Origin of the sequence: Stenotrophomonas sp. SI-NJAU-1 (genome assembly GCF_020883215.1) — a bacterium.
GTDB classification, from domain to species: Bacteria; Pseudomonadota; Gammaproteobacteria; order Xanthomonadales; family Xanthomonadaceae; genus Stenotrophomonas; species Stenotrophomonas indicatrix.
In genome coordinates this window covers 1300599-1314894 of record NZ_CP086598.1, presented here as the reverse complement: position 1 = coordinate 1314894, position 14296 = coordinate 1300599, and the positions used below count along the sequence as shown (strand labels likewise).

Genomic DNA, 14296 nt, shown 5'->3' with positions numbered 1-14296 from the left:
CCATGCCTGGCGGGCGTAGCCGAACAGCAGCCGCGCGCGATCAGAAGCCGAAACGCAGGCTGGCCCAGTACGCGCGGCCGGGCTCGTTGTAGGTCGCCGCACCGGCGTCACTGCTGTTGGCCTCGCGGAACAGGCGCTTGTCGGCCAGGTTGTTGACGCCGAAGCCCACGCTGACCGTGTCGGTCACCTTGTAGCGCGCGCTCACGCCCCAGACGTTGTACGCGCCGCGGGTCTGCAGCACGGTGGACGCATCGCAGTTGGCGGTGCAGCGCGGATCGTTGTTGATGTTGGCCGTGGCCGGTTCCTGCTTGCCGTAGAAGGTGCCGGTCAGCAGCAGCGACAGCTGCTCGGTGGCCTGCCAGTCCAGCATGGTGTTGACGGTGTACTTGGGAATCACCGACAGCGGCTGGCCGGTGCTCTTGTTTTCGTTCTCCACCATGTAGGTGAAGTTGTTGCTCCACTTCAGGCGGTCACCCTGCTCGCCCAGCAGCGGGATCACCAGGTTGCCCTCGAGCCCCTGCACGATGGCCTTGGGTGCGTTCTCCCAGCGGAAGATGCGGCCCTTGCGGTCGGCCGTCAGGCCGATCTGGGTGTAGCCGGCCTGGATCTTGTCCTTGTAGTCATTGTGGAAATAGGTCAACGAGGCCTGCCAGCCGCTCTGCGGTGCCCACTCCACGCCCAGTTCCTTGTTAAGGCTGGTCTCTGCCTTGAGATCCGCATTGCCCTGCATGTAGCAACCGGCGCCCAGGCTCGGCAACGCGTTCGGGCAGCCGTTGCCACGGGTGTAATACAGATAGTCCGGGTTGGACTGGTACAGGTTCGGCGCCTTGAAGGCGCGTGCGATGCCGCCCTTGACCACCCAGTCACTGTTGAGCCGGAACTGCGCGTTGAGGCTCGGACTGGTGTTGTTGCCGAACTGGCTGTGATGGTCGAAACGCAGGCCCGGGGTCACGATCCAGCGCTCGCCGAGGTAGATGTTGTCTTCCACGTAGACGGCGGTGGTCTGTGCATCGGCCTTGCCGCGTGCACGATCGGCCGAAAGGCCCGGAATACCACCACCGCTGCTGCTGGACTGGCTCATCGAATAGGGATCGGTCAGCCGGCTGTCGAGGTATTCGAAGCCCAGCGTCCACACGTTCTCGGCACCGCCGAGGGTGGTCGGGAAGCTGACCTCGCCGTCCAGCTGGTAGTTGCGCAGGCGCGAGGTCGACCAGTCGGCGCCATTGAAGCTGCCTTCCGGGCCACCGGCCAGGCCTTCGTTGATGCGCGAATTGTTGACCCCTTCCACCGCTGCGGTCAGCCGCGAGCTGACATCGCCCCAGCGTCCGCGATGGGTGATCGCGCCGGTGGTGCGATACATGCGGTTGGTCTCGGCCTGCTGCTCGGCCAGCGCGGCCAGGTCGACACCGGTGGAGGTACCAGTGGTACTGACCGCACGATCGCCGGCATAGATGTTGCCCTGGCGGCTGGTACCGGCCTCGAACTCGACCACCTGGTTGGCGGTCACGTCCCAACGCAGCAGCGCGTTGACGTCGCGGTTCTTGACGCCTTCGCGGCCCGCCGGCGGTACCGCATTGGCGCCGGTGGCGAAGTCGCGGTTGAGATCCAGCGAATCGGCATCGGTCCTGTTGAGGTTGCCGTACAACCGGAACGACAGCGTGTCGGTCATCGGCCCGCTCAGCTGCAGGCCGAGGCGCTCGCTGCCGCCCTCGGCACTGTGTTCGGGCACCAGGCCGTACAGGTCAACCGCACCGGTCAGGTCGCCGGTCGGGCGCTTGGTGATGATGTTGACCACGCCACCGGAGGCACCCGAGCCATAGCGTGCCGCCGCCGGGCCACGCAGCACTTCGATGCGTTCGATCATTTCCGCCGGCACCCAGTTGGTATCGCCGCGCGTGTTGCGCTCGCCACTGCGGCCCATGCGCACCGCGTCGCGTGCACCCACGCGCTTGCCGTCGATCAGGATCAGGGTGTTTTCCGGCCCCATGCCGCGCAGATCGATCTGCCGGTTGTTGCCGTACTGGCCCGATGCACTGTTGCCGGTCAGATTGACGCCGGGCATCGTCCGCAGCAGTTCGGCGATGTCGTTGACCGGCGGCCGCTTGGCGATGTCCTCGGCGGTGATGGTGGAAGTGCCCAGCGCCTGCCGCGCGATCTGCGAGGCAGTGACATGCACGGTGTCGATATCGGTGGCATCGGTTTCCGCATGGGCGGTGACGGCAGCGGTGGCCAGCAGTGCTGCGACGGCAAGCGCCAGCGGGCGCGGTGAAAGAGTGTTTGCAGGCATGTTCTGGACCTTCTGGCAGGGCAGCGGAAGCCTCTGGCATAGGGCACGAGGCGGCGACGGGGGAGGCGGAACGATCACTGCGGGATGCCCGCATGCCGGTTCCTGCCTTCATTTTTTCATAAATGCGAGTGATTCTCAAATGCGCCAACGCATTGCGGCATCGGCCGGCATGTGCTTCATCCGCGTTTTTCGGCCTGCATGGCGCTTAAACTGGCCGGCTTCCCTGCCATCAACCGTCGACAGCCGCGGCCGATACCGTGGTCTGTTGTGCGCCGTTAGAGATCGACGTGGATACACCCCAACTGGACGAAGCCAGCCAACCGCTGGCCCAGGCCTGGCAGCAGTGTCTGCTGCTGGCCGGCCCCGCCGCCGCCGCGCTGCTGCATGCCGTGGCCGCCGATGCACCGCCGACGCTGGCGCAGCGCTTCTACGAAGTGCTGCTGCAGGACACGCGTGCGCGCCGCTTCCTGTCCCACGAACAGGTCAAGCAGCGCCTGCAACCGGCGATGCAGCGTTGGCTGGCCCAGCTGCTGACCACCGATGCGGATGGCATTGCCGCGACCGTCGCCGCACAACGGGTGATCGGCGATGTGCACGCACGGGTCGGCATTCCGGTGGACCTGGTGGCCCGCGGTGCGCGCGTGCTCAAGCACGAGCTGTTCATCCGCCTGCGCGCCGATGCCGCTGACAACGACACCGCCTTCGCCGCCATCGATTGCCTCAGCGCGATCATGGACATCGCCATGGAAGGCATGACGCTGGCCTATACACACGCCCGTGAGCGCTCTTCGCGCACCGATGCGGCGTACCGGCTGTTCTCGCTGGTGCAGAACGTCAGCACCGAGCGCGAGCGCCAGCGCGCCCTGCTGCTGGATTGGGAAAACAGCCTGCTGTACACCCTCGCCGGCCATGCGACCGGTGCCGACAACGCCAGTCTGGCGAGCTCGGAATTCGGCCTGTGGTTCACCCACAAGGGCATTCCCAGCTTCGGCGAAAGCAGCGAGACGCAGCAGGTGGGCCAGCTGATGGCACGCATCGACAGCCGGCTGCAGCGCGCCACCGATGAAGATCCGGCACGACGGCTGACCGCCCTGCCGATGATCCGCGAAGACCTGGCCACCATCCGCAATCTGATGACCCTGCTGTTCGAACGCATCGGTGAACTGGATGCGGGCAGCGATGCGTTGACCAACCTGCTCAACCGGCGCTTCCTGCCGACCGTGCTGCGCCGCGAGATCGAGTTGTCCACGCGCAACCACACGCCGTTCTCGCTGCTGTTGCTGGACCTGGACCATTTCAAGGCGATCAACGATGGCCACGGTCATGACGCCGGCGACCGTGCGCTGCAGCACGTTGCCGCCCTGCTCGGCCAGCAGACCCGTGGCAGCGACTACCTGTTCCGCTACGGCGGCGAGGAGTTCGTGGTGGTGCTGGTGGCGGCAAGCGAGTCGCAGGCGGAGGTGATCGCCGAAAGCCTGCGCCGGCAGATCGCGCAGTCGCCGATCACCCTGCCCGATGGACAGACGCTGGCGCTGACCGCGAGCATCGGCGTGGCCGGACACGATGGTCATCCCGATTACGAGCGGCTGATGGCGCGCGCCGACGCGGCGATGTATGCCGCCAAGCGACAGGGCCGCAACCGGGTGGTGGTGGCCGACGACGCACTGCCGGAAGCTCCGGGACGACGCGCGCTGCAACGTTGAGCCTGCAGCGCGCGTGACGTGGCGCCGGGCGGTCTCGACGCTACGCAGCGTCCTTGCGCGGTATGCGCCACGTCGCCCACCACGTCAGTGCCAGCAGCGCGATGCCCGCGCCCAGCGCGCACACCGCCGGCCACCCATGGCGCGCCTGCGTCCAGGTGCCCGCTGCAGCCCCCACACCGCTGCCCACGGCATAGAACAGCATGTACAGCGCCACCAGGCGTCCATGCTGTTCGGCCGGTGCACGCAGCAGCAGGGCCTGGTTGGACACATGCAACGCCTGCCCGCCCAGATCCAGCACCACTACGCCCAGCAGCAACAGGGCCAGCGAGTACGGCAGGCCAAGCAACGGCACCCAGGCGACCAGCATCAGCAGCAGCGCCCCAAGGCTCACCCGGTGGGCAAGGCCACGATCCATCCAATGCCCGACCCGCGCTGCCAGCAGTGCGCCGATGATGCCGGCCAGGCCCAGCGCGCCGATGGCGGCGGTCGACCAGTTCAACGGCGGCGCCGACAACGGCAGTGGCACCGCAGCCCAGAACACGTTGAGACCGGCAAACAGGAACAATGCCAGCGGCCCGCGTTCGCGCAGCGCGCGATCCTGCCGCAGCATATCGGCCATCGAACGCAGCAGGTTGCGCCACGACGGCGGCATTGCGGGCACCGGCACGTGCGGCAGACGCCGCCACAGCAGCAGTGCCAGCGCCGCCATCAGCAATGCCGACAGCAGGTACACCGCACGCCATCCCGCTACGGCGGCTACCGCACCTGAGACCACGCGTGCCGACAGGAGGCCGATGAACACGCCGCCCTGGACCATGCCGACCACCCGCCCGCGTTGCTCCGGTGCAGCGAGGTTGGCGGCGTAGGCGATCAGCCCCTGGGTGAGCGCGGTACCCAGCAGACCCGCCAGCAGCATGCCCGACAGCAACCACGCGGTGCTGCGGGCGGCGGCCAGCCATAGCAGCGCCACCACCAGCGCCAGCAGTTGCACCCGCAGCAGCCGACGGCGGTCGCCACGGTCGGCCAACGGCAGCAGCCCGAGCAGGGCCAGCACGCTGCCGGCCTGGGTGGCAGCCAGCACTGCACCGGCCACGGCGGCATCCAGGGCGAAATCGTGGGCCAGGCGCTCCAGCAGCGGCTGCGCGAAATAGACATTGGCCACGCTGGCACCGGCAGCAATGGCGAGCAGGCCCAACACGGGGCGGGACAGCGAAGGCATCATCAGTTTGGTTGCATTTTGAAACCAGGTGCACGGTAGCGCCACTGGTTTTAAACTGCAACCACAATCGAGGGAGTCCGCCATGCACGCCAACAGCCCCTGCCCCGTGGCCCGCAGCGCCGATCTGCTCGGCGACCGCTGGGCGTTGCTGGTCATCCGCGATGCCTTCGATGGCGTCAGTCGCTTTGGCGATTTCCAGCGCAGCCTGGGCGCGGCGCGCAACATCCTCAGCGACCGCCTGCGGCGCCTGGTCGAGGCGGGGCTGCTGGTGCAGCAGCCCGCCGCCGATGGCAGCGCCTACCAGGACTATGTGCTGACCGCGGCCGGCCAGGACCTGTTCCCGCTGCTGGTGGCCCTGCGCCAATGGGGAGAACGGCATTGCTTCGCTGCTGGCGAAGCACACTCGCAACTGATCGAATCCAGCAGTCGCCGGCCACTGCCCTACATGCAACCCCATGGCCGTGACGGCCAGCCCGTGCGCGCCGCCGATACCCGCGTGCGCAAGCTCAAGGGGGAAGGCGGCCGGGCCTGATCCGCCCGTTCACGCACACCGGTGGCGTCCGTGGGCGGGTAGCATCGCTCGTCTCCTGCCGCTGGATGCCGCCGATGCCGAACCGCGCCCGAACCCTGTCGATCCTGCTGCCACTGGTCCTGCTGCTGGCCGCACCACCGGTCTCTGCCCGCGACGTGGCAGCACCTGCAGAGCACGTGGACAGCGACGGCCCTTACCTGTTCCGTGAGGGCGCGCAGCTGAAAGCGCAGTGGATCTGCCAGGACCAGGTGGAAACCCACAGCGTGCAGGCCGGCACCGATGGCACTGAGGTTGCCGCGCGCTGCGGCTACCCGCATGCGGTGCAAGTGCTGCCGCCGAACGCGCCGTCGGCATCGGTGCTGCCGGCCGTGCCGCGCATCGTCGCCGTGTCCGACATCCACGGCCAGTACGCGCTGCTGGTCCGCCTGCTGCGCGCCAACCGGGTGATCGACACGCAGGACCGTTGGGCACTGGGCACGGGTACGCTGGTGATCGCCGGCGACGTGTTCGATCGCGGCCCGCAGGTGACCGAAGCGTTCTGGCTGCTGTATGGCCTGCAGCAGCAGGCCGCCGCCGCCGGTGGCGCGGTGCATTTCGTGCTCGGCAACCACGAGACCATGGTGCTGTACGACGACCTGCGGTACGTCAACCCGAAGTACCTGCGCAGCGCGCAGCTGCTCGGTCGCAGCTACCCGCAGCTGTATGCTGCCGACTCGGTGATCGGCCAGTGGCTGCGCACGCGGCCGGTGCTGCTGCAGATCGGCGATACCCTGTTCCTGCATGGCGGCATCTCGCCCGACGCGGTGCAGATGGCAGTGGACCCGGCCCGCACCAATGCCGCCTACCAGGCCTCGCTGGGCATTCCCAAGGCCGAGGTGAAGGCGGACCCCGCCACCGCACCGTTGTACGACGGCAAGACCAGCCCGATCTGGTACCGCGGCTACTTCGACGGGCGCCTGGACAGCCAGGGCGTGCAGGCGGTGCTCGACCGTCTCCAGCTCAAGCGCATCGTGGTCGGCCACACCTCGATGCCGCACGTCAGCAGCTTCCACGACGGCCGCGTGATTGCCATCGACAGCAGCATCAAGAATGGCGAGAACGGCGAACTGCTGTTCATCGAGGACGGCAAGCTCAGCCGTGGCCTGCTGGACGGAACGCGGGTGCCGCTGGCCAAGGGCGAGCCCGGCCTGCAGGACTGAACGAAGGGCCAGCGCCGGGTGCGCCCAGGCCGCCCACGCCTGCCACCTCCCCCCCGTTTGCCGCTACCCTCGGCAGCCGAGAGGCCCGCCCTGTCCAGCGGGCGGCCCATCCGCCCCCAGGAGCCCCGCGCATGCGCGTACTCATCGCAGAAGACGACCCGGACATCGCCTCTGGCCTGTGCGCCTCGATGCGCCGGCAGGGGCACGTGGTCGACCACGTGGACAACGGCGCGCATGCCGATGCAGCCCTGAACTCCACCCAGTACGCGCTGCTGGTGCTGGACCTGGGCCTGCCGCAGCTGGACGGCCGCGATGTGCTGCAGCGGTTGCGCCAGCGCGGCGATGGCCTGGCCGTGCTGGTGGTCACCGCACGCGATGGCCTGGCCGAGCGCGTGCGGGTGCTCGACCTGGGAGCCGACGACTACCTGGTCAAGCCCTTCGCCCTGGACGAATTCGAAGCACGCGTGCGCGCGCAGCTGCGCCGGGTCACCAGCAACGGCAACCCCGACCTGCGCATCGGCCGGCTGCGCCTGGACCTGACCGGTCACCGTGTGTGGATAGACGAGCAGACGCTGGAACTGACCGCGCGCGAGTTCGGCCTGCTGTCCGCCCTGGCGGTGCGTGCCGAGCGCATCGTCTCGCGCGCGCAGCTGGTGGAGGCCCTGTGCGACTGGGGCCAGGACCTGACCGACAATGGCCTGGACATCGCCCTGCACCGCCTGCGCCGCAAGCTGCAGCCGGGCGGCATGGGCATCCGCACGGTGCGCGGGCTGGGCTACATGCTGGAAGACGCCAGCGCGTGATCAGCGGACCGCCCAGCCTGCGCCGGCGCCTGCTCGCCTTCCTGGCGCTGCCGATGCTGGGTCTGCTGACCTTCAATACGCTGCTGGCCTACTACATCGCGCTGCACTACTCCAACCGCATCCACGACCGCAACCTGACCGATGACACTGTGTCGTTCGCACAGATGCTCAGCACGATGCCGGTCAGCAGCGACCTGTCCCCGCAGGCACGTTTTCTCATCGAGTACGACCCTGACGGTCACCGCTACTTCAACGTCGACAGCAGCCGCTTGGGCACCATTGCCGGCAACGCCGATTTCAGTGCCTATGCGCCCTCGCAGGACTGCAGCGGCACGCACCCGGCGCTGTACGAAGGCGAGTTGAACGGCCAGCAGGTGCGCATGTCGACGGTCTGCACCCAGGCGATGAACGATCCGCAGGACCAGCTGGCGGTGACCGTGGCCGAAAGCATGGCCGACCGTCGCCAGCGTGCGCGCGAAATCCTGATGATCGTCATTCCGCTGATGGCCATGCTGGCGCTGGGAATGGCCGCGCTGGTCTGGTTCGGCGTCACCCACGGCCTGCGTATCCTGACCCCGTTGACCTCGCGCTTGGCCCAGCGCCGCGGCGAGCTGGCACCGATTTCCGATGCCGACGTGCCCGAGGAAATCCAGCCCTTGATCAGCACCATCGATGGCCTGTTCGCGCGGCAGGCGGAAATGATCACGCTGCAGAACCGCTTCATTGCCGATGCCGCCCACCAGTTGCGCTCGCCGCTGGCGGGCATGGCACTGCACGTGGACCAGGCACTGGCGCACGGCGATCCAGAGACCGTGCGCGAAGCGCTGCAGAACATCCGCCGGCTCAACCAGCGCACTGCACGCGTCAGCACCCAGCTGCTGGCGTTGAGCCGGGCACAGACCGTGCCGGAGACGGTGGAGGCGCTGGATGTATCCGAGCTGGTGCCGCAATGGGTGGGCATGCGCGTGCCCGAAGCGATCCGCGATGGCATCGACCTGGGCTACCTGGGTCCGCAGCAGCCGGTACGGATACTGGGCAACGGCGCACTGCTGCACGAGGCGCTGGACAATCTGATCGACAACGCCCTGCGCTACGCCGGCGCGGATGCGACCGTCACCGTCGGTGTGCAGGCCCTGGACGACAACGATGTCGAGCTGTACGTCGAAGACAACGGCCCGGGCGTGCCCGAGGACGTGATGTCGCGGCTGGGGGAACGCTTCTTCCGCGCGCCCGGCACTGCCGCCAGCGGTACCGGCCTGGGCTTGGCCATCGCCCATGAGGCCGTCGAACACCTGGGCGGACGCCTGGGCTACCTCAACCGCCCCGGCGGTGGCCTGAAGGTGTCCATCACCATACCGTTGCTGAAGGGCCCTTGATCCAGACGGACCGTTGAAAGGTTGCCGAAAATCGCGCTTGCGATGCTGACCTTCCCGACTGCCGCGCTGGAGCCGACTGGTGCCTGCATCCCATGAGTTCTTTCTTCCCGGTGGCCCGCAGGGTGTCATGCTGATCCATGGCCTGACCGGCACGCCCGCCGAAATGCGCATGCTGGGCAAAGGGCTGAACAACGCGGGCTTCAGCGTGCATGGCGTGCAGTTGCCGGGTCACTGCGGCAGCGTCGAAGACCTGCTGCAGACCCGTTGGGAACAGTGGTACCAGGGCGTGGAAGATGCGGCGGCGGACCTGCGTGGCAAGGTCGACCAGCTGTTCGTCGGCGGCCTGTCGATGGGGGCGGTGCTGGCGCTGGCGCTGGCCGCGCGGCGGCCGGACTGGGTCTCCGGCGTGGGGGTGTACGGCGCCACCTTCCGCTACGACGGCTGGAACATTCCGGCGGTCGCACGCTTCTCGTTCCTGTTGCCGTGGTTCAAGCGCCTGGGCATCGGCCGCGACCGCATGTTCATGGAAGAGCCGCCGTACGGCCTGCGCGACGAGCGCCTGCGTGCGCAGGTCAGCGCCGCCATGCTCTCTGGTGACAGTGCCGCTGCCGGCCTGCCAGGCAACCCGTGGCATGCATTGGCCGAAATGCGTGCACTGAGCGCCTGGACACGGCGTCACCTGCACCAGGTCACGGCACCCTGCCTGGTGATGCATGCCCGCGAGGACGATGTGGCCAGCATGGGCAATGCCGAACTGGTGATCTCGCGCGTCAGCGGACCGACCGAACTGGTGGTGCTGGAAGACAGCTACCACATGATCACCATCGATCGCGAACGCCGCGAGGTGATCCGCCGCAGCGCGCGCTTCTTCAGCGACATCGGTGAACGTGCGGGCGTGCTGCAGGCGGTCGCCTGAGATGGGATCGCTTGCCACCCTGCTGTGGCTGGTCAACGTGGTGCTCGACACCGGCGGCCAGTTGGCCTTCAAGGCGGCCGCCAGCGAGCCGCAGGATGGCGAAGGCCTGCAGCGCTGGAAACACATGTTCGGCCGTCCCTGGCTGTGGCTGGGCATCGCCTGCTATGTGCTTGAATTCGTCGCCTGGATTGCCTTCCTGTCGCTGGTGCCGTTGTCGCAGGGCGTGCTGCTCGGCTCGATCAACATCGTCGCGCTGATGGTGGCCGGCCGCATCCTGTTCCGCGAGCGGCTGACGCCGTTGCGGGTGACCGGCATGCTGCTGGTCAGCGCCGGCGTTGCCGTGGTCGGAGCCGGAACATGAGGCGGCTGTACCTGGTCGGCTTCCCGCTGCTGATGGCCTTCGACACCCTGGCCCAGCTGTGCTTCAAGTACGCCGGCGACGCCGCGCTGCCGGTCGAAGCCAACAGCGCATGGCTGCTGCGCGTGCTGTCACAGCCTTGGGTATACGGCGCGATGCTCGGTTACGTCGGCGCGTTCTTCACCTGGATGAGCCTGCTGCGGCACGCGCCGATCGGCCCTGCGTTCGCGGCCTCGCATTTGGAAGTGATCAGCGTGCTGTTGCTGTCGGCGTGGCTGCTGCACGAACCGTTGACGCTGCATCACCTGATCGGTGCGGTGCTGATCGTGGCCGGCATCATCTGCCTGGGCCGGGCCGAGGCGGATGATCCACAAGCTGTTATCGAAGCGGTCCCGTGAGCCTGCTGTCGCGCGAGTTGCCTCCCACCGCTGGCCTGCCCCTGCAGGCCAGCGATTTCCTTCCCGGCGGCGGCGACCTGTGCACGATTCTCGCCGAGCAGCTGGGCACGCCGCCGCTGCAGCTGACCTGCTCGGGCACCCATGCCCTGCTGATCGCCCTGCGCACCCTGCGCAGGCGCGCGCCGCAGCGCGATACGGTGATCCTGCCGGCCTATACCTGTCCGCTGGTAGCGATTGCCGTGCACAGCCTCGGCCTGCGCATACACCTGTGCGATACCCGCCGCGATCATTTCGATTTCGACCCGGTGGCGCTGCACGCCGCAGCCGATGCACGCACGCTGGCGATCGTTCCCACGCATCTGGGCGGGCGCATCGCCGACGTTGATCGCGCATGCGCCATTGCGCACCGCGTCGGTGCCTGGGTGATCGAGGACGCTGCACAGGCACTGGGTGCACGCGTGGCCGGCAACAGCGTCGGCCTGCGCGGAGATATCGGCTTCTTCAGCCTGGCCGCCGGCAAGGGCCTGAGCCTGCATGAGGGCGGCCTGCTGCTGACGCGTGATGAAGCACTGCGTGCGGCATTGATCGAGCAGGCCGCACGACACACGCCCTTCAACCCGCGCTGGGAGCTGACCCGCAGCCTGCAGCTGCTGGGCCTGGCGGCCTGCTACCGCCCTTCCCTGCTGTCGCTGGTGTATGGAAATCCGCTGCGGCGTGCCCTGCGCCGCGGCGACCTGGAAGCTGCGGTGGGTGATGTGTTTCCGTTGGCCATTCCGCAGCATCGCGTCAGCCGCTGGCGGCAGAGCGTCGGTGCACGCGCAGCACAGCGCCTGCCCGATTTCCTGCAGGCGGCCCGGCTGCGTGCGCTGCAGCTGCGCGTGCAGCTGGAGTCGCTACCCGCCGTTGAGGTGGTGGACGGAATGCCAGACACCCAGGGCACCTGGCCGATGCTGATGCTGCTGCTGCCGAGCGAACGCGCACGTGACAAAGCGCTGTCCGCGCTGTGGCAGCGCGGCCTGGGTGTCAGCCGCATGTTCATCCACGCCCTGCCGGACTATGCCTATCTGCGAGGCGTCGTCGCAGACGCGGACGTACCCAATGCCCGCGACTTCGCCGCCCGCTCCCTGACCGTGGGCAACAGCCCCTGGCTGACCCACGAAGACAGCTGCGAGATCGTGAAGGTACTGGCTGGCCAGTAGAGGCTGAAGCCGGGCAAAGCCTGCTTCGCGCTCACTGGCTGAACGCTTCCCGAGTGCCTCCGTGCGGGCTTTCAGGTGGAAAGGAACGAGAAAGACGGCCTGCCTACATTGGCCCCGTCGCCGGCATCGTGCCAAGGCCTCTCTTCATCGACGGAGCTGCCCATGCAATGGAGCATCCTGTGTGACTTCGATGGCACCATCAGCCTCGAGGACGTCATCGATTCACTGCTGGAAAACTTCGGCCAGCCCGGTTGGCAACAGCTGGAAGACCAGTGGCGCTCGGGCGAGATCGGTTCGCGTGAATGCATGCAGGGCCAGGTCCGCCTGCTGAAGCTGGATCCGGCCACCCTCGATGCACACCTGGACCAGGTACGGATCGATCCCGGCTTCGCCACCTTCGTCAACCGCGCGCAGGCGCTGGGCCTGCCACTGCGCATCGTCAGCGACGGCCTGGACTACGCAATCCATCGCATCCTCGCCAACCACGGCCTGCCGCCGCTGCCTGTGGTGGCCAACCACCTGCGCTGGTGTAACGACCATTGGCAGCTTGAATCTCCGTACCAGGCCGAAGGCTGCCGCAGCGGCACCTGCAAGTGCACCTGCGCGGCGCAGGCGCGTGCTGACGAAGCTCCCCGCGTGCTGATGATCGGTGATGGCGCCTCGGATTTCTGCGTGTCCGAACACGCCGATTTCGTATTCGCCAAGCGCCGCCTGATTGCCCATTGCACCGACGCCGGCATTCCCCACGCCGCCATCGACACCTTCCACGACGCTACTGCGCTGCTGCCGCGCCTGCTCGACGGCAGTCTGCTTCAGCCCTCGCTTCCGCGGCTGCTCGCCACCGTCTGATCGCTCCGCCCGTTGCTTCCTTTGAATGCCCTCTCCGGAACCGAACCGATGAATATTTTTGACAAGAACGCCGATGCCGCCATCACCGATGCGCAGCTGCTGGCAGATGAAGCCCGCTACAGCTCCTTCGGCGACACCGTGCACTACGTTGATCCGCCGAAGATCTTCCAGCGCTGCGAAGGCAGCTACATGTTCGATGCCGCCGGCACCCCGTACCTCGATCTGCAGATGTGGTACTCGGCCTGCAACTTCGGTTACGCCAACCAGCGCCTGAACAATGCGCTGAAGGACCAGATCGAGACCCTGCCGCAGGTCGCCAGCCAGTACCTGCACCCCACCCGCGTGCAGCTGGCCAGGACCATCGCGGTGGACATGCACGAGAAGTTCGGCCTCGACGGCCGCGTGCACTTCAACGTGGGTGGTGCGCAGGCGGTGGAGGATTCGCTGAAGATCGTCCGCAACGCGCGCAACGGCAAGAGCCTGATGTTCGCCTTCGAAGGCGGCTACCACGGCCGCACCCTCGGCGCCTCGTCGATCACTTCCAGCTACCGCTACCGCCGCCGCTACGGCCATTTCGGTGAACGCGCGATGTTCATCCCGTTCCCGTATCCGTTCCGTCGCCCGAAGGGCATGACCCCGGACGAGTACTCCGACCACTGCGTGCACCAGTTCGAGCGCCTGTTCGAAAGCGAGTACAACGGCGTGTGGGATCCCAAGGTCGGCCAGGCCGAGTACGCCGCGTTCTACGTCGAGCCGATCCAGGGCACCGGCGGCTACGTCATTCCGCCGCGCAACTTCTTCAAGGGCCTCAAGCGCGTGCTGGACAAGTACGGCATCCTGATGGTCGTCGACGAGATCCAGATGGGCTTCTGGCGCACCGGCAAGCTGTGGGCCATCGAACACTTCGATGTCACCCCCGACGTGCTGGTGTTCGGCAAGGCGCTGACCAATGGCCTCAACCCGTTGTCGGGCCTGTGGGCGCGCGAAGAGTTGATCAACCCGACCGTGTTCCCGCCGGGCTCCACCCACTCCACCTTCAACTCCAATCCGCTGGGCACGCGCCTGGGCCTGGAGGTGCTGAAGCTGGGCAAGGAGATGGACTACGAGCGCACCGTGCCGGAGAAGGGGGCCTACTTCCTCGACGGCCTGCGCGGTCTGCAGAAGCGCCATCCGGAAATCGGCGATGTCGATGGCCTCGGCCTGGCACTGCGTGCGGAAATCTGCGCCGCCGATGGCTTCACCCCGAACCGTGAACTGCTGGACCGCATGGTCGACATCGGCCTGGCCGGCGACCTGCTGCACGACGGCAAGCGCATGGGCCTCGTGCTCGATGTGGGTGGCTGGTACAAGAACGTGATCACCTTCGCGCCCTCGTTGAACATCAGCTACGAAGAGATCGACCTGGCGATTACCCTGCTGGACCAGCTGCTGACCAAGGCCAAGGGCTGAGCGGGAAT

General features: G+C 67.3%; 13 protein-coding genes. 11 read left to right on the top strand and 2 right to left on the bottom strand.

The window, feature by feature from the left end:
- Window positions 1-40: 40 nt before the first annotated feature.
- On the bottom strand, window positions 41-2287 hold the full coding sequence (locus LMF57_RS06090; RefSeq protein WP_229291095.1) for a TonB-dependent siderophore receptor: 2247 nt from the start codon (window positions 2285-2287) through the stop codon (window positions 41-43).
- Between the two features lie 287 nt (window positions 2288-2574).
- On the opposite strand from LMF57_RS06090, the gene LMF57_RS06085 reads away from it, so the two are divergent.
- Complete coding sequence (locus LMF57_RS06085; protein ID WP_229291094.1) at window positions 2575-3990, top strand: GGDEF domain-containing protein; 1416 nt, start codon at window positions 2575-2577, stop codon at window positions 3988-3990.
- A 40-nt stretch (window positions 3991-4030) separates the two neighbouring features.
- Here the strand turns inward: LMF57_RS06085 and LMF57_RS06080 are convergent, their stop codons facing one another.
- A complete protein-coding gene (locus tag LMF57_RS06080) occupies window positions 4031-5212 on the bottom strand; it encodes an MFS transporter (protein ID WP_117309854.1) in 1182 nt (393 codons plus the stop codon).
- Window positions 5213-5291: 79 nt separating this feature from the next.
- Here LMF57_RS06080 and LMF57_RS06075 point away from each other — a divergent pair, with 79 nt between their 5' ends.
- The 10 genes from LMF57_RS06075 to LMF57_RS06030 all read left to right on the top strand — a co-directional run bounded on the left by LMF57_RS06075 (window position 5292) and on the right by LMF57_RS06030 (window position 14288).
- Window positions 5292-5741, top strand: a complete 450-nt coding sequence (locus LMF57_RS06075) for a helix-turn-helix domain-containing protein (protein ID WP_223494591.1) — start codon at window positions 5292-5294, stop codon at window positions 5739-5741.
- A gap of 65 nt (window positions 5742-5806) precedes the next feature.
- The gene (locus LMF57_RS06070) at window positions 5807-6940 is read left to right on the top strand and encodes a metallophosphoesterase (RefSeq protein WP_229291093.1); all 1134 of its coding nucleotides are present in this window, start codon (window positions 5807-5809) and stop codon (window positions 6938-6940) included.
- Between the two features lie 131 nt (window positions 6941-7071).
- Window positions 7072-7743: a response regulator gene (locus LMF57_RS06065; protein ID WP_025873777.1), complete on the top strand. Its 672-nt coding sequence runs from the start codon at window positions 7072-7074 to the stop codon at window positions 7741-7743.
- Complete coding sequence (locus LMF57_RS06060) at window positions 7740-9119, top strand: ATP-binding protein (protein ID WP_117309852.1); 1380 nt, start codon at window positions 7740-7742, stop codon at window positions 9117-9119. The genes LMF57_RS06065 and LMF57_RS06060 overlap by 4 nt, the downstream gene beginning before the upstream one ends.
- Window positions 9120-9198: 79 nt before the next feature.
- A complete protein-coding gene (locus tag LMF57_RS06055) occupies window positions 9199-10035 on the top strand; it encodes an alpha/beta fold hydrolase (RefSeq protein WP_229291092.1) in 837 nt (278 codons plus the stop codon).
- A 1-nt stretch (window position 10036) separates the two neighbouring features.
- The gene (locus LMF57_RS06050) at window positions 10037-10396 is read left to right on the top strand and encodes an EamA family transporter (protein ID WP_117309850.1); all 360 of its coding nucleotides are present in this window, start codon (window positions 10037-10039) and stop codon (window positions 10394-10396) included.
- A complete protein-coding gene (locus LMF57_RS06045) occupies window positions 10393-10791 on the top strand; it encodes a DMT family transporter (protein WP_117309849.1) in 399 nt (132 codons plus the stop codon). Before LMF57_RS06050 ends, LMF57_RS06045 begins: the two co-directional genes overlap by 4 nt.
- Complete coding sequence (locus tag LMF57_RS06040) at window positions 10788-11990, top strand: DegT/DnrJ/EryC1/StrS family aminotransferase (protein WP_229291091.1); 1203 nt, start codon at window positions 10788-10790, stop codon at window positions 11988-11990. Before LMF57_RS06045 ends, LMF57_RS06040 begins: the two co-directional genes overlap by 4 nt.
- A gap of 162 nt (window positions 11991-12152) precedes the next feature.
- Window positions 12153-12839, top strand: coding sequence for an MtnX-like HAD-IB family phosphatase (locus tag LMF57_RS06035; protein ID WP_229291090.1), 687 nt, complete (start codon window positions 12153-12155; stop codon window positions 12837-12839).
- Between the two features lie 48 nt (window positions 12840-12887).
- Entirely contained in the window at window positions 12888-14288 is a 1401-nt protein-coding gene (locus LMF57_RS06030) for an aminotransferase class III-fold pyridoxal phosphate-dependent enzyme (protein ID WP_229291089.1), read from the top strand.
- The last annotated feature ends 8 nt before the right edge of the window (window positions 14289-14296 follow it).

Coding starts and splice junctions, on each gene's coding strand:
- LMF57_RS06070 (WP_229291093.1), top strand. CDS start 5,807: ATGCCGCCGATGCCGAACCGCGCCCGAACCCTGTCGATCCTGCTGCCA.
- LMF57_RS06080 (WP_117309854.1), bottom strand. CDS start 5,212: ATGATGCCTTCGCTGTCCCGCCCCGTGTTGGGCCTGCTCGCCATTGCT.
- LMF57_RS06090 (WP_229291095.1), bottom strand. CDS start 2,287: ATGCCTGCAAACACTCTTTCACCGCGCCCGCTGGCGCTTGCCGTCGCA.
- LMF57_RS06030 (WP_229291089.1), top strand. CDS start 12,888: ATGAATATTTTTGACAAGAACGCCGATGCCGCCATCACCGATGCGCAG.
- LMF57_RS06065 (WP_025873777.1), top strand. CDS start 7,072: ATGCGCGTACTCATCGCAGAAGACGACCCGGACATCGCCTCTGGCCTG.
- LMF57_RS06045 (WP_117309849.1), top strand. CDS start 10,393: ATGAGGCGGCTGTACCTGGTCGGCTTCCCGCTGCTGATGGCCTTCGAC.
- LMF57_RS06075 (WP_223494591.1), top strand. CDS start 5,292: ATGCACGCCAACAGCCCCTGCCCCGTGGCCCGCAGCGCCGATCTGCTC.
- LMF57_RS06050 (WP_117309850.1), top strand. CDS start 10,037: ATGGGATCGCTTGCCACCCTGCTGTGGCTGGTCAACGTGGTGCTCGAC.
- LMF57_RS06035 (WP_229291090.1), top strand. CDS start 12,153: ATGCAATGGAGCATCCTGTGTGACTTCGATGGCACCATCAGCCTCGAG.